Source organism: Streptomyces sp. NPDC093546 (assembly GCF_044765045.1).
GTDB lineage: Bacteria > Actinomycetota > Actinomycetes > Streptomycetales > Streptomycetaceae > Streptomyces.
Window position 1 is genome coordinate 589,813 of record NZ_JBIWJG010000001.1, and the last position, 20,167, is coordinate 609,979.

Annotated in this window: 19 protein-coding genes; 9 read left to right on the forward strand and 10 right to left on the reverse strand. The window is 71.9% G+C overall.

The annotated features are described in order from the left end of the window. Nucleotides 1-115: 115 nt before the first annotated feature. The 6 genes from ACIRNI_RS02595 to ACIRNI_RS02620 form a co-directional block, all read right to left on the reverse strand. Entirely contained in the window at nucleotides 116-1,237 is a 1,122-nt protein-coding gene (locus tag ACIRNI_RS02595; protein ID WP_403547619.1) for an LOG family protein, read from the reverse strand. A gap of 28 nt (nucleotides 1,238-1,265) precedes the next feature. Next, the gene (locus ACIRNI_RS02600) at nucleotides 1,266-2,432 is read right to left on the reverse strand and encodes an alpha/beta hydrolase family protein (RefSeq protein WP_403547620.1); all 1,167 of its coding nucleotides are present in this window, start codon (nucleotides 2,430-2,432) and stop codon (nucleotides 1,266-1,268) included. A 154-nt stretch (nucleotides 2,433-2,586) separates the two neighbouring features. Next, on the reverse strand, nucleotides 2,587-3,747 hold the full coding sequence (locus ACIRNI_RS02605; protein ID WP_403547622.1) for a hypothetical protein: 1,161 nt from the start codon (nucleotides 3,745-3,747) through the stop codon (nucleotides 2,587-2,589). Beyond that, on the reverse strand, nucleotides 3,729-4,463 hold the full coding sequence (locus ACIRNI_RS02610; protein ID WP_403547624.1) for an ABC transporter ATP-binding protein: 735 nt from the start codon (nucleotides 4,461-4,463) through the stop codon (nucleotides 3,729-3,731). The genes ACIRNI_RS02605 and ACIRNI_RS02610 overlap by 19 nt, the downstream gene beginning before the upstream one ends. Before the next feature lie 221 nt (nucleotides 4,464-4,684). Beyond that, nucleotides 4,685-6,064 carry an aspartate aminotransferase family protein gene (locus tag ACIRNI_RS02615; RefSeq protein WP_403547626.1) on the reverse strand — a complete coding sequence of 460 codons (1,380 nt, stop codon included), beginning with the start codon at nucleotides 6,062-6,064 and terminating at the stop codon, nucleotides 4,685-4,687. Then, on the reverse strand, nucleotides 6,049-6,555 hold the full coding sequence (locus ACIRNI_RS02620) for an Lrp/AsnC family transcriptional regulator (RefSeq protein WP_355356189.1): 507 nt from the start codon (nucleotides 6,553-6,555) through the stop codon (nucleotides 6,049-6,051). Before ACIRNI_RS02620 ends, ACIRNI_RS02615 begins: the two co-directional genes overlap by 16 nt. 193 nt (nucleotides 6,556-6,748) lie before the next feature. On the opposite strand from ACIRNI_RS02620, the gene ACIRNI_RS02625 reads away from it, so the two are divergent. Further along, nucleotides 6,749-8,185 (forward strand): gamma-aminobutyraldehyde dehydrogenase, encoded by a 1,437-nt coding sequence (locus ACIRNI_RS02625; protein ID WP_355356187.1) that lies wholly within the window; start codon nucleotides 6,749-6,751, stop codon nucleotides 8,183-8,185. A gap of 98 nt (nucleotides 8,186-8,283) precedes the next feature. After that, complete coding sequence (locus ACIRNI_RS02630; RefSeq protein WP_403547628.1) at nucleotides 8,284-8,505, forward strand: hypothetical protein; 222 nt, start codon at nucleotides 8,284-8,286, stop codon at nucleotides 8,503-8,505. Nucleotides 8,506-8,586: 81 nt separating this feature from the next. On the opposite strand, the gene ACIRNI_RS02635 is transcribed toward ACIRNI_RS02630, so the two are convergent. Next, nucleotides 8,587-10,542 carry a protein kinase gene (locus tag ACIRNI_RS02635; RefSeq protein WP_403547630.1) on the reverse strand — a complete coding sequence of 652 codons (1,956 nt, stop codon included), beginning with the start codon at nucleotides 10,540-10,542 and terminating at the stop codon, nucleotides 8,587-8,589. Nucleotides 10,543-10,658: 116 nt separating this feature from the next. Between ACIRNI_RS02635 and ACIRNI_RS02640 the strand changes: the two genes are divergently transcribed. Then, on the forward strand, nucleotides 10,659-11,195 hold the full coding sequence (locus ACIRNI_RS02640) for a hypothetical protein (RefSeq protein ID WP_403547632.1): 537 nt from the start codon (nucleotides 10,659-10,661) through the stop codon (nucleotides 11,193-11,195). A gap of 16 nt (nucleotides 11,196-11,211) precedes the next feature. Here the strand turns inward: ACIRNI_RS02640 and ACIRNI_RS02645 are convergent, their stop codons facing one another. Both ACIRNI_RS02645 and ACIRNI_RS02650 read right to left on the reverse strand, forming a co-directional pair. Continuing rightward, nucleotides 11,212-11,922 carry a glycerophosphodiester phosphodiesterase gene (locus ACIRNI_RS02645; RefSeq protein WP_403547634.1) on the reverse strand — a complete coding sequence of 237 codons (711 nt, stop codon included), beginning with the start codon at nucleotides 11,920-11,922 and terminating at the stop codon, nucleotides 11,212-11,214. Further along, nucleotides 11,907-12,932 carry an adenosine deaminase gene (locus tag ACIRNI_RS02650; protein WP_403547636.1) on the reverse strand — a complete coding sequence of 342 codons (1,026 nt, stop codon included), beginning with the start codon at nucleotides 12,930-12,932 and terminating at the stop codon, nucleotides 11,907-11,909. The genes ACIRNI_RS02645 and ACIRNI_RS02650 overlap by 16 nt, the downstream gene beginning before the upstream one ends. An 84-nt stretch (nucleotides 12,933-13,016) precedes the next feature. Here ACIRNI_RS02650 and ACIRNI_RS02655 point away from each other — a divergent pair, with 84 nt between their 5' ends. Continuing rightward, complete coding sequence (locus ACIRNI_RS02655; RefSeq protein ID WP_403547637.1) at nucleotides 13,017-13,649, forward strand: DUF4190 domain-containing protein; 633 nt, start codon at nucleotides 13,017-13,019, stop codon at nucleotides 13,647-13,649. Nucleotides 13,650-13,714: 65 nt separating this feature from the next. Here the strand turns inward: ACIRNI_RS02655 and ACIRNI_RS02660 are convergent, their stop codons facing one another. Continuing rightward, nucleotides 13,715-14,257 carry an NADAR family protein gene (locus tag ACIRNI_RS02660; protein WP_403547639.1) on the reverse strand — a complete coding sequence of 181 codons (543 nt, stop codon included), beginning with the start codon at nucleotides 14,255-14,257 and terminating at the stop codon, nucleotides 13,715-13,717. 175 nt (nucleotides 14,258-14,432) lie between these two features. Here ACIRNI_RS02660 and ACIRNI_RS02665 point away from each other — a divergent pair, with 175 nt between their 5' ends. Genes ACIRNI_RS02665 through ACIRNI_RS02685 form a run of 5 tightly spaced genes read left to right on the forward strand, consistent with a single transcriptional unit; the run spans nucleotide 14,433 to nucleotide 20,156 of the window. Then, complete coding sequence (locus tag ACIRNI_RS02665) at nucleotides 14,433-15,947, forward strand: gamma-aminobutyraldehyde dehydrogenase (RefSeq protein ID WP_403547640.1); 1,515 nt, start codon at nucleotides 14,433-14,435, stop codon at nucleotides 15,945-15,947. Nucleotides 15,948-15,980: 33 nt separating this feature from the next. Beyond that, nucleotides 15,981-17,228: a spermidine/putrescine ABC transporter substrate-binding protein gene (locus ACIRNI_RS02670; RefSeq protein WP_355356169.1), complete on the forward strand. Its 1,248-nt coding sequence runs from the start codon at nucleotides 15,981-15,983 to the stop codon at nucleotides 17,226-17,228. Nucleotides 17,229-17,269: 41 nt separating this feature from the next. Beyond that, on the forward strand, nucleotides 17,270-18,439 hold the full coding sequence (locus ACIRNI_RS02675) for an ABC transporter ATP-binding protein (protein ID WP_403547642.1): 1,170 nt from the start codon (nucleotides 17,270-17,272) through the stop codon (nucleotides 18,437-18,439). After that, a complete protein-coding gene (locus tag ACIRNI_RS02680) occupies nucleotides 18,436-19,362 on the forward strand; it encodes an ABC transporter permease (protein ID WP_403547643.1) in 927 nt (308 codons plus the stop codon). The genes ACIRNI_RS02675 and ACIRNI_RS02680 overlap by 4 nt, the downstream gene beginning before the upstream one ends. Then, nucleotides 19,362-20,156, forward strand: coding sequence for an ABC transporter permease (locus ACIRNI_RS02685; RefSeq protein WP_403547645.1), 795 nt, complete (start codon nucleotides 19,362-19,364; stop codon nucleotides 20,154-20,156). Before ACIRNI_RS02680 ends, ACIRNI_RS02685 begins: the two co-directional genes overlap by 1 nt. Nucleotides 20,157-20,167: the final 11 nt, after the last annotated feature.

The window sequence follows — 20,167 nt, forward strand, 5'->3', positions numbered from 1 at the left end:
CCGCTGCCTTTGATCCCTCTGTTCGCGCGAACGAGGGGGCGTGCGGGGTGCTGGACCGGGAACGGGCCGGACATGCCGGCCACCGGCGCGGGGACGCTCGACGAGGCCCCTGTCGCTAGGCGGCCGACAGCCGCGCCAGCGCCTCCGGGGCCTCGTCCACGGTGTCGACCAGCGCGATCCGCGCCTCCATCGCGCGGTCGGCCGCCAGCGCCCGCAGCAGGGGCCAGGCCGGCAGGTGCTCCGTCCAGTGCGCGCGGTTCACCAGGACCATGGGGATCGGCTCCCCGCGCGACTCGTAGTAGTTGGGCGTCGTGGTGTCGAAGACCTCCTGCACGGTGCCGGCCGCGCCGGGCAGGAAGACGACGCCCGCGGTGCAGCGGGCCAACAGCCCGTCCTCGCGGGTGGCGTTGGAGAAGTACTTGGCGATGTGCTGGGCGAACGCGTTCGGCGGCTCGTGCCCGTAGAACCACGTCGGGATGCCCACCGAGTCACCGCCTCCCGGCCAACGGGAGCGCACCTCGAACGCCGCGCGCGCCCAGTCGCCCACCGACGCGCCGTACGACGGCTCCTTGCCGAGGAGCAGCAGCGCCTCGTCCAGCATCGCGTCCTCGAACGGGGCGGCGTACGCGCCCAGGTTGGCCGCCTCCATCGCGCCGGGCCCGCCGCCGGTCGCGACCGTCAGCCCGGTACGGGCGAGGGTACGGCCGAGGCGCGCGGCGCCGGCGTACGCGTCGGTGCCGCGCGCCATGGCGTGGCCGCCCATCACGCCGACGACCCGCGCCCCGGCGAGGTGCTCGTCGAGCGCGTCGGAGACCGAGTCGTCGTGGACGGCGCGCAGCATCGACGCGAAGACGTCCCCGTCCGCCTTGGTCCGCTGGAACCACGCGTACGCGCGGGCGTCGGCCGTCGCCTCGTACCCGTGTCCGTCGCCGTCGAGGCCGGCGTACAGCTCGTCGGGGGAGTACAGCAGCCCCCGGTACGGGTCGAACGGCAGGTCCGGTACGGGCGGGAAGACGAGCGCCCCGTCGGCGCGCACCTTCGCCGCCGCGTCCGGCTCCATCGGGCAGCCGAGGAATATCGCGCCGGTCGTCGGTGCGGCGAGCAGCGCCGACGTACGGTCCGTCAGGTCGACGGACTGGACGCGGTGTCCGACGAGGCTGCCGCGCGCGACGACCTCGTCGAACTCCCGCAGCGTCTCGATCTCGCGGTCGTGGCCGTGCCGTGGAGTGTGTGCCATGCGGCCACGATAGGCGTAGCCGGCTTCCTCAGCCGGACCTGTGGAAAACCACCTCCGGGTGCTCCGCCGACGGGCCGTCCAGCAGGGGTTGGGCCGCGCCCTTGAGGTGCAGGTCGAAGAAGGCGGCCACATAGCGGCGGGTGATGGCCTGCGACCGGTCGCCCGACAGCGGCTCGTCCGGCGGGAGGAGCCCCAGCTGATCGGCGAGCACCGGTACGTCGGTGAAGGTGAAGTGCCCGGAGCCGGTCACCTTCAGCCAGCGCTTCCAGCCGTCGAGGCGCGGCCAGCTCTCCACCCAGGAGCTCTGGTCCTCCTCGGTGCCCATCGCCAGGAAGGGGCGGCCGCCGAGGCCGCCGGCCGGCACGGTGTCGAAGAAGCCGCCGTCCAGGTTGGCCCCCGCGCGCAGGCGCGGGTCGCGCGCCATGGTGGCGGCGGCGGAGGCGCCGCCGACGGAGTGGCCCGCCATGCCGATCCTCGTGCGGTCGATCACGCGCGCGTGCCGCCAGGCCGGGTGGCGGCCGGTCAGCCGGTCGATCAGGAAGGAGACGTCCTGGGCACGGACGCGGGGCACGGCGCCGTAGCCGGCCTCCCGAACCTTGTCGCAGGCGGCACAGGTGAGGAGCCGCCCGCCCGGGAACGCGGTGCCCACCGACTCGTGGGCGTGGTCGACGGCGGCGACGACGTACCCCCGACTGGCCAGGTCCTCGGCGAGCAGCGTGAGGGTCGCGCGGTTGACGGTGAAGCCGGGCGACAGGACGACGAGCGGGAACGTGCCGCGTACGGGGGCCGCCCCCGGGCGGGCGTGGGTGCGGGTGCCGCCGAGGGTCTCGGCGGGCACCGTGGCGGCCAGGTCCCGGTCCTCCAGGAAGGCCCGCGCCTCCGCGGTGGTCATGTACGGCGCGGTCCGGCCGCGCCCGGGGCGGGCCGGGTAGTACAGCGAGACCATCAGCTCCCGGGCCCCGGCCTGCGGGACCCACGGGTCGGGGCGGCCCGGGTCCACCAGGTGGAGGGTGTCGCGCCCCACGGGCAGGGGTCCGGTGGGGCGGGGCAGTGCGAGGCGTACGTGGTGGCCCTCGGCGGAGGCGGAGGCGGCAGGGGCGGAGGCGGCGGGTAAGGCCTGGGCCGGTCCCGCACCGAAGGCGAGGAGGGACAGGCCGATCAGGGTGGTGGTGGCACCGCGTGGCAGTCGGTTCATGGGGATCACGCTAGGGAGCGGGCGCTGCGGCCACCTCCTCCCGCGAGCCCGTCCCTCGATCCGACCTGGGACGGACCGGCGGCTCGCCGTCGTTCCGGGGACGGACGGCCCGCCTACGACCGGGGTGCGGATGGAGGTACCGGCCCCGGTGGCCTCATCGGCGCAGCGGCAGCACCACGAGCTCCGCGACCGCCCACGTCAGCGGCGCGAAGACCACCAGCAGCACCAGCGCGCGCAGGGCCGCCGCCATGCGCAGCAGGGCGCGCGAGGCACCCAGGCGCAGCAGCGCGTCCTTGGTGTCGACGCGGGTCTGGCGCGACTCCAGCGCCGCCGTGAGCAGGGTGGCCGCCGTGCAGCCGAGGACCAGGCTCGCGCCGAGCCCGGTCAACGGGCCGAAGGGGCGCACGCCCCCGTCGCCGTACAGCAGCGTCGCGGTGAGGGTCGCGGACGCCACCGCGCAGGCCACGCCCAGCGGCCGCCCGATGCGCCGCGCCTCCGCCATCAGCCCCCGACCGGCCAGCAGCCGGGTGGCGCCCGGACGCAGCGCCTGGAGGGCCCGCCCACACAGGTGGGTGACGCCCGGCCCGGTGAGGGCGAGGCCCACGGCCGTGAGCACCCAGCCGGCCAGCACGCCCCGGGGTGGCACCGCCGCCTCGGCGGAGGCGCCGCGCGCCGCGTACGTCCCGAGGGCGAGGCCCACCGCCATCAGGGCCACGCCCCATGGCAGGTCGGCCGGTGTGGACAGGGGGCTGCGCGCCGGTTCCTCGTGCTGCTGCGGGGCGGCCCCGTCCCGCGGGAGCGGCGTGCGGCGCGGGCGCAGCGCCAGGGCCGCCGCCACCGACGCGGTCAGCGGGACGACGGCCAGCAGGGTGAGGGCGCCCGCCAGGGGCAGCGGCTGCCCGGCGGCCAGCAGCTCGGACGCCGCCCCGTCGAACGGCAGGCCCGTGAGGTCGCCGCGCAGGTGCAGGAAGACCAGCAGCGCGACCGCCGAGCCGAGCGCGCTGGAGACGGCGGTCGACGCGGCGGCGAGCGCGGTCAGCCGCGCCGGGCCGAGCCCGATCGCCGACAGCCCCGGGCGCGGCCGCGTACCGGGGTCCGTACGGGCCACGGCGACGGCGAGGTGCACGGTCGCCGCCAGTGGCAGCGCGCACCACAGCAGGCGGCGCAGGGCCGCGGCGGAGTCGCCGGGGTGGCCGACGGCGTACCCCAGCGCGCACAGCAGCAGGAAGCCGACCCCGGCCGAGGCGGCCGCGACGAGCAGCCGGCGGAGCAGGACCAGGGGGTGGGCGCCCAGGGCTAGACGGAGAGCGAGCACGCGTCGCGCCCCTCCGCGTCGTGGAGCCGTACGGCGTCGGCGTTGACGCGCCGCCCGTCGAGGAGGTGGAGGGTGCGGTCGGCGACGGCGGCCACGTCCGCGTCGTGCGTGGCGAGGATCACGGTGATGCGGTGCGAGCGGGCCGCGGCGGTCAGCGTGCGCAGCACCTGCGCCCGGTCGGCGCGGTGCAGGGGCGCGGTGGGCTCGTCGGCGAAGAGCACCGCCGGCATGGGCACCAGGGCGCGGGCGATGGCGACGCGCTGGCGCTGTGCCTGGAGCAGCGCGGCGGGGCGCTTGCGGGCGCAGTCGCCGATGTCGAGCCGCTCCAGCCACTCCATCGCGGCGGCCTTGGCGGCGCGGTGCGAGGAGCCGCGCAGCAGCAGCGGCAGGGCGGCGTTCTCCCAGGCGCGCAGCTCGGGGACGAGGGTGGGGTGCGGGTCGATCCAGCCGAGCCGGTCGCGGCGCAGTCGCTCGCGCTGGAGGGCGTTCATGGTGTGGACGGGGGAGCTGTTGAACCAGACCTCGCCGTCCTGGGGGACGAGCTGCCCGGACAGGCAGTGCAGCAGTGTCGTTTTGCCGCACCCCCGGGGACCCGTCACGGCGAGGATCTCGCCCTCGCGCACACCGAGCGAGACGCCGCTGAGGGCGGGGGAGCCGCTGTGGGTGTGGTGGAGGGAACGCGCCCAGAGCACGTCGTTGTCCGGCGGGGCCACCATGGCGTACACCTCGGTCTCAGCTCGGTATCGGATTCCCCCGGATGGGGGAACGAAGGTCAGGGCCGATCGGTCACTGCGCACCGTAGGAATACATGACCGGGTGTATGAAAAGCACGCGGCCCGGGCCGCCCACATCACTCGGATGGGGCAGACCCGGGCCGCGTTCAGCCTACGATCGGACGATCAGGGACCGTGAGGGCGGGCCCGGAACGTTTCTGCGATCAGAGCTTCGTCCAGGCCTCGGTGAGGGTGGCCCGGAGGATCTGCTCGATCTCGTCGAACGTGGACTGGTTCGAGATCAGCGGCGGAGCCAGCTGGATGACCGGGTCGCCACGGTCGTCGGCACGGCAGTACAGACCGTTGTCGAACAGCGCCTTGGACAGGAAGCCGTACAGGACGCGCTCGGTCTCGTCGTCGTTGAACGACTCCTTGGTGACCTTGTCCTTGACGAGCTCGATGCCGTAGAAGAAGCCGTTGCCGCGGACGTCGCCGACGATCGGCAGGTCGTGCAGCTTCTGCAGCGTCGACAGGAAGTTGCCCTCGTTGTCGAGCACGTGCTGGTTGAGCTTCTCGTTCTCGAAGATGTCGAGGTTGGCGAGACCGACGGCCGCGGAGACCGGGTGGCCGCCGAAGGTGTAGCCGTGCAGGAAGGTGTTGTCGCCCTTGTAGAACGGCTCGGCGAGCTTGTCCGAGATGATGCAGGCACCGATCGGGGAGTAACCCGAGGTCATGCCCTTGGCGCAGGTGATCATGTCCGGCACGTAGCCGAACTTGTCACAGGCGAAGGTCGTGCCCAGGCGGCCGAAGGCGCAGATGACCTCGTCGGAGACGAGCAGCACGTCGTACTGGTCGCAGATCTCGCGCACACGCTGGAAGTACCCGGGCGGCGGCGGGAAGCAGCCACCGGCGTTCTGCACCGGCTCCAGGAAGACGGCCGCGACGGTGTCGGGGCCCTCGAAGAGGATCTGCTGCTCGATCTGGTCGGCGGCCCAGCGGCCGAAGGCCTCCGGGTCGTCGCCGAAGAGCGGCGCGCGGTAGATGTTGGTGTTCGGCACCTTGTGCGCGCCGGGGACCAGCGGCTCGAAGGGGGCCTTCAGGGCCGGCAGGCCGGTGATCGACAGGGCGCCCTGCGGGGTGCCGTGGTAGGCGACCGCGCGGGAGATGACCTTGTACTTGGTGGGCTTGCCGACCAGCTTGAAGTACTGCTTGGCGAGCTTCCAGGCGGTCTCGACCGCCTCGCCGCCACCGGTGGTGAAGAAGACCTTGTTGAGGTCGCCCGGGGCTTCGTTGGCGAGGCGCTCGGCCAGCTCGACGGCCTTCGGGTGGGCGTAGGACCACACCGGGAAGAAGGCGAGCTCCTGGGCCTGCTTGGCGGCGACCTCGGCGAGCTCCTTGCGGCCGTGGCCGGCCTGGACCACGAACAGGCCGGCGAGGCCGTCGAGGTAGCGCTTGCCCTTGTCGTCGTAGATGTAGGTGCCCTCACCGCGGACGATGGTGGGGACGGGGCTGTTCTCGTACGACGACATGCGGGTGAAGTGCATCCACAGGTGGTCGTAGGCGGTCTTGGAGAGGTCCTTGCTCACGGCTATCGGGTTCCCCACATATAGGTCTGCTTCTTGAGCTTGAGGTAGACGAAGCTCTCGGTGGAGCGCACGCCGGGGAGTGTGCGGATGCGCCTGTTGATCACATCCAGCAGGTGGTCGTCGTCCTCGCAGACGATCTCCACCATGAGGTCGAACGAGCCCGCGGTCATCACCACGTACTCGCACTCGGCCATGGCCGTCACGGCGTCCGCGACCTGCTCCACATCGCCTTCGACGTTGATGCCGACCATCGCCTGCCGCCGGAAGCCCACGGTGAGCGGGTCGGTGACGGCGACGATCTGCATGACGCCTTGGTCGAGGAGCTTCTGGACGCGCTGGCGCACGGCCGCCTCGGACAGGCCGACGGCCTTGCCGATGGCGGCGTACGGACGGCGTCCGTCCTCCTGGAGCTGTTCGATGATCGCCAGGGACACGGCATCGATCGCGGGGGACGATCCATTCCCGGTCCTGGTCTCTGCGCTTCGACTGGCCACGCATCCACTGTGCACCGAGTCTCGTCACTCGCGCAAGCCGAGAACGAGGAAATTCGTTGTCCAGGTGATCGAATACCACTGAATCCGAAGTTATGGAGCGCCGGGCCTGTCGAAAACGTCACCGCAGCGACTAGGGTGGGCCTGTCCACTACTTGGACTTCGGACATTGAGTCACCGAGCACCACGAGATCGACAGGAGGGGTGGCAAGTGACCACCGAGCTGCGTCGTCTGCGCAACTACATCAACGGGGAGTTCCGGGACGCCGCCGACGGACGGACCATCGACGTGGTCAACCCGGCCACCGGCGAGGTGTACGCCACTTCCCCGCTGTCCGGGCAGGCCGACGTCGACGCCGCCATGGAAGCCGCCGCGGCCGCCTTCCCCGCCTGGCGGGACACCACGCCGGCGGAGCGCCAGAAGGTCCTCCTCAAGATCGCGGACGCCTTCGAGGAGCGCGCCGAGGACCTCATCGCCGCCGAGTCCGAGAACACGGGCAAGCCCCTCGCGCTCACCCGCACCGAAGAGGTCCCCCCGATGGTGGACCAGATCCGGTTCTTCGCCGGTGCCGCCCGCCTGTTGGAGGGCAAGTCCGCCGGTGAGTACATGGAGGGCATGACCTCGATCATCCGGCGCGAGCCGGTCGGCGTCTGCGCCCAGGTCGCGCCGTGGAACTACCCGATGATGATGGCCGTCTGGAAGTTCGCCCCGGCCCTCGCCGCGGGCAACACCGTCGTCCTCAAGCCGTCGGACACCACCCCGGCGTCCACCGTGCTCATGGCCGAGATCATCGGCTCGATCGTCCCCAAGGGCGTCTTCAACGTCATCTGCGGCGACCGCGACACCGGCCGCGCCATGGTCGAGCACCCGACCCCCGCGATGGCCTCCATCACCGGCTCCGTGCGCGCCGGCATGCAGGTCGCCGAGTCCGCCGCCAAGGACGTCAAGCGCGTCCACCTGGAGCTGGGCGGCAAGGCGCCGGTCGTCGTCTTCGAGGACACCGACATCGCCAAGGCCGTCGAGGACATCTCCGTCGCGGGCTTCTTCAACGCCGGCCAGGACTGCACCGCGGCCACCCGCGTGCTCGTCCAGGAGTCCATCCACGACGAGTTCGTCGCCGCGCTCGCCAAGGCCGCCGCCGAGACGAAGACCGGCCGGCCGGACGACGAGGACGTGCTGTACGGCCCGCTCAACAACGCCAACCAGCTCAAGCAGGTCAGCGGCTTCATCGAGCGCCTCCCCGCGCACGCCAAGGTCGAGGCGGGCGGCCACCGGGTCGGCGACAAGGGCTACTTCTACGCCCCGACCGTCGTCTCCGGCCTCCAGCAGGACGACGAGATCATCCAGAACGAGGTCTTCGGCCCGGTCATCACCGTCCAGTCCTTCACGGACGAGGACCAGGCCCTCGAGTACGCGAACGGCGTCGAGTACGCCCTCGCCTCCTCCGTCTGGACCAAGGACCACGCCCGCGCCATGCGCCTGTCGAAGAACCTGGACTTCGGCTGCGTCTGGATCAACACCCACATCCCGCTGGTCGCGGAGATGCCGCACGGCGGCTTCAAGAAGTCGGGTTACGGCAAGGACCTGTCGGCGTACGGCTTCGAGGACTACACGCGCATCAAGCACGTGATGACCTCGCTGGGCTGATCCCCACAGCGTCCCGACGCGGGCGGGCCGGGCTTCCCGGTCCGCCCGCTCGTCGTTTTCCGGCGTATGGCCGACCGGCCCCCGGGTACTCGCGGGCCATGAACGACAAGAAGCCACAGTCCCCGCAGGAACGCGCCCGCGAGCGGGCCGAGAACGAGCCCGGAGCCCACTCCGGCGCCGAGCGCCAGGCGGGCCGGCGCACCGTCCCCGGTACGGCGAGCGCCGCCGAGGGGTACCGCCCCGGCGAGGGAACGGGCGGCGGCGAACCGCTCAAGGGAGTCGAGGCGGACGAGGACGACGCCCACGCCCACGGTCAGTAGGCGATCTCCGGGCCGCCGCCGACGACGCCCACGCCCACGGTCAGTAGGCGATCTCCGGGCCGCCGCCGACGACGCCCACGGTCACCGCGCGACCCCCGGGCCGCCGGTCGCGGTCGCGACCCGGACGAGCTCCTCCTTGCCGCCGGCACCCCCCGGCGCCTCCGCCCGGCTCGCGTAGAGCTTCCCGTCACCCGCCGGCGTGATCACCATCGAGCCCAGGGCGCGGCAGGTGCCCTTGACCGAGACGAGCGGACCGAGGACGATCCGGTCGCTCTGCGCACCCGACAGCTCGGCCCGCCACTGGCAGTCCTTGAAGGCACCCGAGTCCGTACCGGTCGCCGAGGCGACCTGGACGCCCATGGCGCCCTGCTCGATCGTCAGCCGCAGGCTGTTGGCGGCGGGCGTGGTCCGCAGGTCCCAGGTGCCCACGAACTTCGGGTGCACGGCGGTCTCGCTCTCCTCGGCCCGGCGCAGCGTCGCCGACTCGGCCCCCGCCTGCCACAGCAGAGTGCCGTCCGGCTGCGCCGTGAGGGTGGTCTGCTCCGGGGACGGCTCGTCGCAGCCCTTCGTGTCCTCCGGTACGTGCTTGGTCCTGGTCCCCGCGCCCAGGACGATCTTCTCGCGCCCGGCGGAGACCAGCGGGACGCGGTCCTGGCAGAGCGCGGAGGGCAGGGTGTACGTGACCGTGGCGACCACCTCGTCCTTCTGCCCCTGCACGATGTCGAAGCGCCCCGTGAACTCGTTCTCGGGCCCCGACCCCATCACGCCCTCCCAGGCGCCGAGGTACGTGCTCGGCACGGCGCCCACCGGGTCCTTGGCCGCGGGGTCCTCGTCCTCGCCGACGAGCACGCCGATGATGATCAGCAGCACGATCACCGCCAGCGGCAGTCCGAACACGATGCCGAGGACGAGCAGCGTGATCTTCCCGCCGCTCATGCCCGGCCGGGTGCCCGGGGGCGGCGTGGGCCGGTGCGTGTACGGGTACGGGCCGCCGGGCCCCGGAGGCGGCGTCGGGAACGCCGTGGGCCCGTACGGCGACCCGCTGTGCGGCGGCGGCGTCGGCCGCTGCGGTAGCGGCTGAAGCGCCGGTCCGGGGGCGGGCCGGGGCACGGCGGTGGCGGCCGCCGACGCGGGCGCCTCCGCGTCCAGCAGCCGCGCGGCCCGCTGTCCGAGCTGGGCGAGCAGCGCGCCCGGCAGCCAGGCCCCGGCGGGCTCGGCGTCCCGCGTGGCCTCGATCAGCTCCGCGACCGACGGCCGGCCGGCCGGATCCTTGATCAGACAGGCCCGGACGAGCCCGGCGAGCTTCGGCGGCACGCCCGTCAGGTCCGGTTCCTCCTGCACGATCCGGTACATCACGCTGTGCACGCCGCTGTCGAGGCTGCCGAACGGCGTGCGCCCGGTCGCCGCGTACGCGAGCACCGCGCCCAGGCAGAACACGTCCGACGCGGGGGTGATGGACTCGCCGCGCACCTGCTCCGGCGACATGAACCCGGGGGAGCCGACGACCGCGCCCGTGCGGGTTTTCACGTCGCCGGCGGTGCCGGCCGCGTCCAGCGCGCGGGCGATACCGAAGTCGATCACCCGCGGACCGTCCACGGTCACCAGCACGTTGGACGGCTTCAGGTCGCGGTGCACCAGGCCCACGGAGTGGATGGACTCCAGCGCCTGGGACAGCCCGCTCGCCAGGGCGCGCACCGACGCCTCCGGCAGGGGCCCGTGGTCCTTGCCGACGACCTCCGAGAGGGAGGGGCCCGGGATGTACCCGGTCGCCACCCACGGCATCGCTGCCCCGGTGTCGGCGTCGAGCACCGGCGCCGTCCACCGCCCGCCGACCCGCCGCGCCGCGGCCACCTCCTGGGCGAACCGCTGGCGGAACTCGCCGTCCTGCGCCAGCTGGCGGAGGACCAGTTTCACGGCGACGGTCCGGCCGCCCTCACTGCGCGCGAGGTACACACGCCCCATCCCGCCTTCTCCCAGGCGTCCGAGAAGGCGGTACGGGCCTATCCAGGCGGGGTCTTCAGCGGTGATCGGTTGCACGCTCGGATCTTCGCACACGGGGACGCCGGACGACCGGCGCGGACGGTGGACGGACGCGCGGGCGCGATACCGGGGGCGGGGTAAAGGCCGCGTAAACCCCGGCGTACGCTGCGGACATGAGCGAGACCCGCGCCCTTCTGCGGCGTATACGCGTGTGGTTGGTGTTTTTCATCGTCTGTCTGGTGCTGAGCGGCCTGACGGCCTTTCCGCTCGTCACCGAACTGCACCTCGCCGAGAGCGCCCTGCACGGCTGGGCGTCCCCCGTCGCCGACGCCTTCCCCGGCCTGGCGGAGTGGATCGGGCGCGTCCGCGCCGGCCTCGACACCGCCGACCAGCGCTACCCCTTCCTCCTCTACGGCACCGACTGGCTCGCCTTCGCACACCTCGTCATCGCGGTCGCCTTCTACGGCCCGTACCGCGACCCCGTACGCAACATCTGGGTCATCGAGTTCGGCATGATCGCCTGCGCCGGGATCATCCCGCTCGCGCTGATCTGCGGACCCATCCGCGACATCCCCTTCTGGTGGTCGGCGATCGACATGTCCTTCGGGGTCTTCGGCGTCATCCCGCTGCTGATCGTCCACCGCATGATCAAGCGCCTGGAGTCGCTCACCGCCCCCGTCGGCGGGGTGCGGCCCATGCTGCCCGTCTGATCCGCTCAGCGGCCGCTCAGCGGCCGCGCAGCACCGAGACGAGCGTGTCCACGCGGTTGGTGGTGATCGAGTCCACCCCGCACGCCACCAGCCGTCGCATGGTCCTGCGGGTGTCGGCGGTCCACGCCGAGACCAGCAGCCCGTCGCGGTGGACGCGCTCGGTCAGCGCGCGGCCGACCAGTCCGAAGCGGTAGTTGAGCCAGCGCGGCGCCACCGCGTCGAGCAGGACGGGGCGCGGCGGGGCCAGCGTCGTCCACGTCAGCGCGATCTCGGCGGCCGGGTCGGCCGCCCGCACCGGCAGCATCGCGGCGGCACCGGCGCAGTAGTACACGCGCTCCGCCGCGCCGCAGTCGTGCACGGTGCCCACGATGGTCCGCACCGCCGCCTCCGTGGCGCCGGGCAGGTCGATCATCACCCGGTGCCCGCCGCCGATCGCCTCCAGCGCCTCCGCCAGCGTCGGCACGCCCTCCGCGCCGGTCAGCTCCCGAACCTCGGCGAGGGTGAGCCGGTCCAGCGGCCGGTCCACGCCCCACAGCCGCTTCAGCGTGTCGTCGTGGAGCAGGACCGGAACGCCGTCGCGGGTGAGCCGTACGTCGATCTCGACGGCGTCCGCGCCCCGCGCGAGCGCCGAACGGATCGACGCCGCCGTGTTCTCGCGGACGCGGTACGGGTCGCCCCGGTGCGCGACGACGGTGACGGGACGCACCGCGCCTACCGGGCGAGCCACGCGGCGGTGTACTCGTCGATCTCGGCGGCGATCCGCGCCTTGCCGGCCGCGTCCAGGAACGACGCCTCGACGGCGTTCTTGGCGAGCTCCGCGATGCCGCGCTCGTCCAGCTCCAGCAGCCGGGCGGCGACCGCGTACTCCTGGTTGAGGTCCGTGCCGAACATCGGCGGGTCGTCGGAGTTGACGGTGACCAGCACCCCGGCGGCGACCATCTCCCTGATCGGGTGCCGGTCGATGTCGGTGACCGCGCGGGTGGCGATGTTGGACGTCGGGCACACCTCCAGCGGGATGCGGTGCTCGGCCAGGTACGCCAGCAGCTCCGGGTCCTGCGGCGCGCTGGTGCCGTGGCCGATGCGCTCGGCGCGCAGCTCCCGCAGCGCGTCCCAGATGGTCTGCGGCCCGGTCGTCTCGCCCGCGTGCGGCACCGAGTGCAGGCCGGCCGCGATGGCCCGGTCGAAGTACGGCTTGAACTGCGCGCGCCCCACCCCGATCTCCGGGCCGCCCAGCCCGAACGACACCAGGCCCTCCGGGCGCAGGTCGACCGCGAGCCGCGCGGTCTCCTCGGCGGCCTCCAGGCCGGCCTCACCGGGGATGTCGAAGCACCAGCGCAGAATGACCCCGAGCTCGCTCTCGGCCGCGAGGCGGGCGTCCTCGATGGCCGCCATGAACGCCTTCTCGTCGATGCCGCGCCGCGTCGAGCTGAACGGAGTGACCGTCAACTCGGCGTACCGGATGTTCTGCCGGGCCATGTCGCGGGCGACCTCGTAGGTGAGCAGCCGGACGTCCTCCGGGGTCCTGATCAGGTCCACCACCGACAGGTACACCTCGATGAAGTGCGCGAAGTCGGTGAAGACGAAGTAGTCGACGAGCGCCTCGGGGTCCGTGGGCACCTTGGAGTCGGGGTGGCGGGCCGCCAGTTCGGCGACGATACGGGGGGAGGCGGAGCCGACGTGGTGGACGTGGAGCTCGGCCTTGGGGAGCCCCGCGATGAAGGGGAGCGGATCGGTCATCGGGGCCTCCTGGGTGCGGGCCGGGCTGGTCAGGGATCATCGTAGGGCGGTCGTTAGCATGGCGGGACACGATGGGGGAGGCCTATGCCAGAGAACAGCGAAGCGAACGATCCCTGGGCTCCGCCGGACAGCAGGCCGCCCCAGGACCGGGTCGAGCCGGTCAAGCCGCCGGCGGTCCACGAGCAGCCGACGGTGACGTCCATGCCGACGGGCGGGGACGTACCGCCGCCGCCCATAGCCCCCGGCGGGCCCGCCCAGCCGGCCCCGGGGCCGTACGGCTACCCGGCGCCCGCCTCGGCCCCGACGCACGCCGGGGGGTACGGCTACGGCTACCCCACCCAGCCCTATCCCGCCCCGGCGACCCCCGCCTACCCGGCCTACGGCCGCCACACCGGCTGGGCGCCCGGCCCCTCCAACGGCCTGGGCATCGCGGCGATGGTCCTCGGCATCATCGCCGTCGTCGGCTTCTGCTTCTACGGGCTCGGCATCATCCCGGGCATCCTGGCCCTGATCTTCGGCATCGTCGGCCGCAAGCGCGTCCAGCGCGGCGAGGCCACGAACAGCGAGATGGCGACGGCGGGCATCATCCTCGGCACGATCGGCACGGTGATCAGCGCGGCGTTCCTGGCGTTCATCGTCTGGGCGATCGTCCAGAGCGAGAACTCCGAGGACGACAGCGACCCGTTCGCGACGTCGCTGGTGGTCTCCCGCGACTAGCCCGGCGGGCGGCGGCGGCTTGCGGTGCGGCGGCTTGGCCCCTGCGGGGCCTGACGCCGTGCCCCTCAAGCCAGCCGCGCCCGCGCCTGCATCAGGGCGAAGCCCAGGAGGTTGAGGCCCCGCCACTGGGCGGGGTTCGAGGCGCCGGGGTCCGTGGCGGCGAGGCCGATGCCCCAGACGCGGTCCACGGGGCTGGCCTCGACCAGGACGCGGTTTCCGGTGGCGAGCAGGTACTCCCGCAGCTCGGGGTGTCCGCCGAACTTGTGGACGCTGCCCTCGACCACGATGGCGAACCGCTCGCGGACCCAGATCGCCTCGTCGAAGCCCCGCACCAGCCGCCCCGCCTTCTTCGCGGCCGCGGGGCTCCGCGCCTCGATGGCCTGGCGCTCGGCGTCCGCGTCGCCGAAGAGCCTCGCCTTCTCGGCCATCATCCAGTGCTCGGCCGTCGCGTACCGCACGCCGTCGACGGTGAACGGCGCCGGCCACCACTGACTCAGGCAGCTCGCGCCGATCGTGCCGTCCGGCCTGGGGCGGTGGCCCCAGAAGTGCAGGTACTTCACTCGCTTACCCCGGTTGACCTGCGCCAACAGGTCCTCGATCTTCTCCATGCACGGGAGTCTGACAGCCGCCACGGACACTCCGTAGCGGGTTTCCCGCGCCCGCGCGACACATGGTCGACCGATTCCGTCGCGTAACCAAAAGGCAACAACGGAATCCCTTGTTGGGCAGTCGTGCCTCTGTCAGGATCGGCACTCAATTCGAGCCGGGACAACGGAGAGCGTCATGGGCAACCGCTTCCAGGTGAAGGACGTACGGGACCGCTTCGCGGCCGGTGCGCAGTACATCGGAGGACGATCGCAGGCAGGCACCTCCGGGCGTACGCACACCGTCGTGGACCCCGCCACCGGCGAGGACGTCCTCACCTACGAGCTCGCCGGAACGGCCGACGTGGACGTGGCGGTCGCCGCCGCCCGCGACGCGCTGCCCGGCTGGGCGGGGGCGACCCCGGGCGAGCGGTCCGAGGCGATGCACCGCTTCGCGGGCGTACTCGCCGAGCGGGCCGAGGAGCTCGCGCAGGCGGAGTCGCTCCAGTGCGGCAAGCCGATCAAGCTGACGCGCGAGTTCGACGTGCCCGGCACCGTCGACAACACCGCCTTCTTCGCGGGCGCGGCCCGCCACCTCCAGGGCCAGTCGGCGGGGGAGTACAGCGGCGACCACACCTCGTACGTCCGCCGCGAGCCCATCGGCGTCGTCGGCTCCATCGCGCCCTGGAACTACCCGCTCCAGATGGCCGCCTGGAAGATCCTGCCGGCCATCGCCGCGGGCAACACCATCGTGCTGAAACCCGCCGAGCTCACCCCCCTGACCTCGCTGATGTTCGCGCAGGCGGCCACGGACGCGGGCATCCCGGACGGCGTCGTCAACATCGTGACCGGCGCGGGGCGGGAGGCGGGCGAGCATCTGGTGGGGCACCCGGACGTCGCGATGACGTCGTTCACCGGGTCCACCGCCGTCGGCAGGCGCGTCGCCGAGATCGCCACCGCCACCGTCAAGCGCCTCCACCTCGAGCTCGGCGGCAAGGCGCCCTTCGTCGTCTTCGACGACGCCGACCTGGAGGCCGCCGTCCACGGCGCGGTCGCCGGCGCGCTCATCAACACCGGCCAGGACTGCACCGCCGCCACCCGCGCCTACGTGCAGCGACCGCTGTACGACGCCTTCGTGGAGCAGGTCGCCGACCTGATGGCGAGCGTGCGGCTGGGCGACCCGTTCGAGGAGAGCACCGACCTCGGGCCGCTCATCAGCCACGCCCAGCGCGACCGCGTCGCCGCCTTCGTGGACCGCGCCCGCGCGTACGCCACCGTCGTCACCGGCGGCGTGGCGCCCCACAACGACGGCGCCTACTACCGGCCGACGCTGATCACGGGCGCCGCGCAGGACAGCGAGATCGTCCAGGCCGAGATCTTCGGCCCGGTGCTCGTCGTACTGCCCTTCGACAGCGACGAGGAGGGCATCCGGCTGGCCAACGACACTCCGTACGGCCTGGCGGCGTCGGCGTGGACGCGGGACGTCTACCGCGCCGGGCGGGCGACCCGCGACATCAAGGCGGGCTGCGTCTGGGTCAACGACCACATCCCGATCATCAGCGAGATGCCGCACGGGGGCTACAAGGCATCCGGCTTCGGAAAGGACATGTCAACCTACTCCTTCGAGGAGTACACGCAGGTCAAGCATGTGATGTACGACAACACGGCGGTCGCCCGGAAGGACTGGCACCGCACGATCTTCGGGGACCGATAGCCCGTAACGGCCCGCACCGAAAGGCAACAGCGCATGGAGCAGTACGAGCCCGACAGCCTGTCCGCGGCACAACTCGCCGCGATGCGGCGCAGTCTGACGAACGGCAGAGGAGCCCTCACCCGCCGTTCGATGCTGCGCGCCTCGGGCGTCGGCGCGCTCACGCTCGGCGGACTCACCGGCCTGACCGCCTGTGGCATTCCCCCCGCCAAGCGCGAGGGCGAGGGCCCCGCCTCCACCGACTTCTCGGCGAAGGAGAAGCAGCTCGCCTTCTCCAACTGGACGCAGTACATCGACATCAGCGAGGACGAGAAGCACCGCCCCACCCTGGAGGCGTTCACCAAGCGCACCGGGATCACGGTCAAGTACACCGAGGACATCAACGACAACGTCGAGTTCTTCGGCAAGGTCAAGCCGCAGCTCGCCGCCGGCCAGGACACCGGCCGCGACCTGATCTGCGTCACCGACTGGCTCGCCGCCCGCATCATCCGCCTCGGCTGGGCCCAGAAGCTCGACCCGGCGAACCTGCCGAACGCCTACGCGAACCTGTCGAACCAGTTCCGCCGGCCCGACTGGGACCCGGGGCGCTCCCACTCGTACCCCTGGACCGGCATCTCCACGGTCATCGCGTACAACAAGAAGGCCACCGGCGGCCGGAAGGTCGACTCCGTCACCCAGCTGCTCGACGACCCCAAGCTCAAGGGGCGGGTGGCGTTCCTGTCCGAGATGCGCGACTCGATCGGCATGACGCTCCTCGACATGGGCAAGGACCCCGGGACGTTCACCGACGCCGACTTCGACGCCGCCGCCGGGCGCCTCCAGAAGGCCGTCGACACCCAGCAGATCCGCCGCTTCACGGGCAACGACTACACCGGCGACCTCAACAAGGGCGACATCGCCGCCTGCCTCGCCTGGGCCGGCGACGTCATCCAGCTCCAGGCCGACAACCCCGACATCGCCTTCGCGATCCCTGCGGCCGGCTACATGACCTCCACCGACAACCTCCTGGTCCCGGCGAACGCCCGGCACAAGACCAACGCCGAGAAGCTCATCGACTACTACTACGAGCTTCCGAACGCCGCGCAGCTCGCCGCGTACATCAACTACGTCTGCCCGGTCGAGGGCGTACGCGACGAGCTGGCCAAGATCGACCCCGCCCTGGCGGCGAACACCCTGATCGTCCCGGACAAGGCGATGGCCGCGAAGTCGCGCGCCTTCCGCTCCCTCAGCGGCGAGGAAGAGACGGCGTACGAGGAGAAGTTCGCCAAGCTCATCGGTGCCTGAGCACGCCGTCCACACCTTCAGAGAACCTGGGACCGCAACCCATGACTGACAGCACGAACACCGGCGGCGACGTCCGCCTCTCCGGGATCAGCAAGACGTACGGCTCCTTCACCGCCGTCCACCCCCTCGACCTCACCGTCCCACAGGGCTCCTTCTTCGCCCTCCTCGGCGCCTCCGGCTGCGGCAAGACCACCACCCTGCGCATGATCGCCGGCCTGGAGGAGCCCACCACGGGCACCGTCCACCTCGGCGACACGGACGTCACCGACCTGCCCCCCTACAAGCGGCCGGTCAACACCGTCTTCCAGAGCTACGCGCTCTTCCCGCACCTGAGCATCTACGAGAACGTGGCCTTCGGGCTGCGCCGCCGCGGCGTGAAGTCCGTGAAGAAGCAGGTCGACGAGATGCTGGAGCTCGTCCAGCTCGGCGACAAGGCCAGGCACAAGCCGCACCAGCTCTCCGGCGGCCAGCAGCAGCGCGTCGCCGTCGCCCGCGCGCTCATCAACCACCCGCAGGTGCTCCTCCTCGACGAGCCGCTCGGCGCCCTCGACCTCAAGCTGCGCCGCCAGATGCAGCTGGAGCTCAAGCGCATCCAGACCGAGGTCGGCATCACCTTCGTCCACGTCACCCACGACCAGGAGGAGGCCATGACCATGGCCGACACGGTCGCGGTGATGAACGGCGGCCGCGTCGAGCAGCTCGGCGCCCCCGCCGACCTCTACGAGAACCCGCGCACCACCTTCGTCGCCAACTTCCTCGGCACCTCCAACCTCATCCAGGCCGAGGTGGCCGAGGCCGGTACCGACCTCACCGTCACCGCCGGCGGCGCCACGCTGCGGCTGCCCGCCGACCGGTGCTCCGCCCCCACCACGACCGGCGGGAAACTGCTCGTCGGCATCCGCCCGGAGAAGATCTCGCTCGCTCACGCCGACGACGCGAGCGCGATCGCCACCGGACGCAACCGGGTCACCGGCCGGATCGTCGCCACCTCCTTCATCGGCGTCTCCACGCAGTACGTCGTGGACGGCCCGGCCGGCCGGGGCCTGCAGGTGTACGAGCAGAACATCGAGCGCGACTCCCGGCTGGCGCCGGGCGCCGAGGTCGTCCTGCACTGGAACCCGGCCCACACCTTCGGCCTGGACGCGGCACAGTCCATGCTTGCAGGGACAGTGGGCGACGCGGGCGTGGAAAAGGTGGAGGACGCCGCGTGACGACCACGGAAGCACCACCCGCCGCCGCCGTGGGCAAGCCGGCCGTACGGAAGCCGGCCGCCCGCAAGCGGCTCGTCCCGTACTGGCTGCTCCTGCCCGGCATCCTCTGGCTGCTCGTCTTCTTCGCGCTGCCGATGGTCTACCAGGCCTCCACCTCCGTGCAGACCGGCTCCCTGGAGAAGGGCTTCGAGGTCACCTGGCACTTCCCGACGTACTGGGAGGCCTTCACGGAGTACTGGCCGCAGTTCACGCGGTCCCTGCTGTACGCCGGTACCGCGACCTTCCTGTGCCTGCTCCTCGGCTACCCGCTCGCGTACCTCATCGCCTTCAAGGCGGGCCGCTGGCGCCACCTGCTGCTCGTCCTCGTCATCGCGCCGTTCTTCACCAGCTTCCTCATCCGGACGCTGGCGTGGAAGACGATCCTCGCGGACGGCGGCGCGGTCGTCGGCGCGCTCGACGCGCTGCACGTCCTGGACGTGACGAACTGGCTGGGCTGGACCCAGGGCGACCGGGTGCTCGCCACGCCCATGGCGGTCGTGTGCGGCCTCACGTACAACTTCCTGCCCTTCATGATCCTGCCGCTCTACACCTCGCTGGAGCGGATCGACGGGCGGCTGCACGAGGCGGCGAAGGACCTGTACGCGTCGCCTGCCACCACCTTCCGCAAGGTGACCTTCCCGCTGTCCATGCCGGGCGTCGTCTCCGGCACGCTGCTCACCTTCATCCCGGCCAGCGGCGACTACGTCAACGCCGAGCTGCTCGGCTCGACCGACACCAAGATGGTCGGCAACGTCATCCAGTCGCAGTTCCTGCGGGTGCTCGACTACCCGACGGCGGCCGCGCTGTCCTTCATCCTGATGGCGATCGTGCTGATCATGGTCACCGTCTACATCCGCCGGGCCGGAACGGAGGACCTGGTCTGATGCGCTGGCTCCGCAAGAACCTCGTCGTCATCGCGGGTCTGCTGACCCTCGCCTACATGATCCTGCCGAACGTCGTCGTGATGGTCTTCTCCTTCAACGACCCGGCCGGGCGCTTCAACTACACCTGGCGGGAGTTCTCCACGCACGCGTGGCGCGACCCCTGCGGCGTCGCCGACCTGTGCGGCTCGCTCGCGCTCTCCCTCCAGATCGCCGCCTGGGCCATGCTCGGCGCCACCGTCCTCGGCACGATGATCGCCTTCGCGCTGGTCCGCTACCGCTTCCGGGCGCGCGGCGCGATCAACTCGCTGATCTTCCTGCCGATGGCGATGCCCGAGGTCGTCATGGCCGCGTCGCTGCTCACGCTCTTCCTCAACATGGGCGCGCAGCTGGGCTTCTGGACGGTGCTCATCGCGCACGTCATGTTCTGCCTGAGCTTCGTCGTGACGGCGGTCAAGGCGCGCGTGATGTCGATGGACCCGCGCCTGGAGGAGGCCGCCCGCGACCTGTACGCCGGTCCCGTGCAGACCTTCCTGCGGGTCACGCTGCCGATCGCCGCGCCCGGCATCGGCGCCGGAGCGCTGCTCGCCTTCGCGCTGTCGTTCGACGACTTCATCATCACCAACTTCAACGCGGGCTCGACCGTGACCTTCCCCATGTTCGTGTGGGGCTCGGCACAGCGCGGCACGCCCGTACAGATCAACGTCATCGGCACGGCGATGTTCGTCATCGCGGTGCTGGTGGTCCTCGTCGGCCAGGTCACGGCCGCCCGGCGAAAGCGCACCGCACAACCCTAGAAACTGAGGGA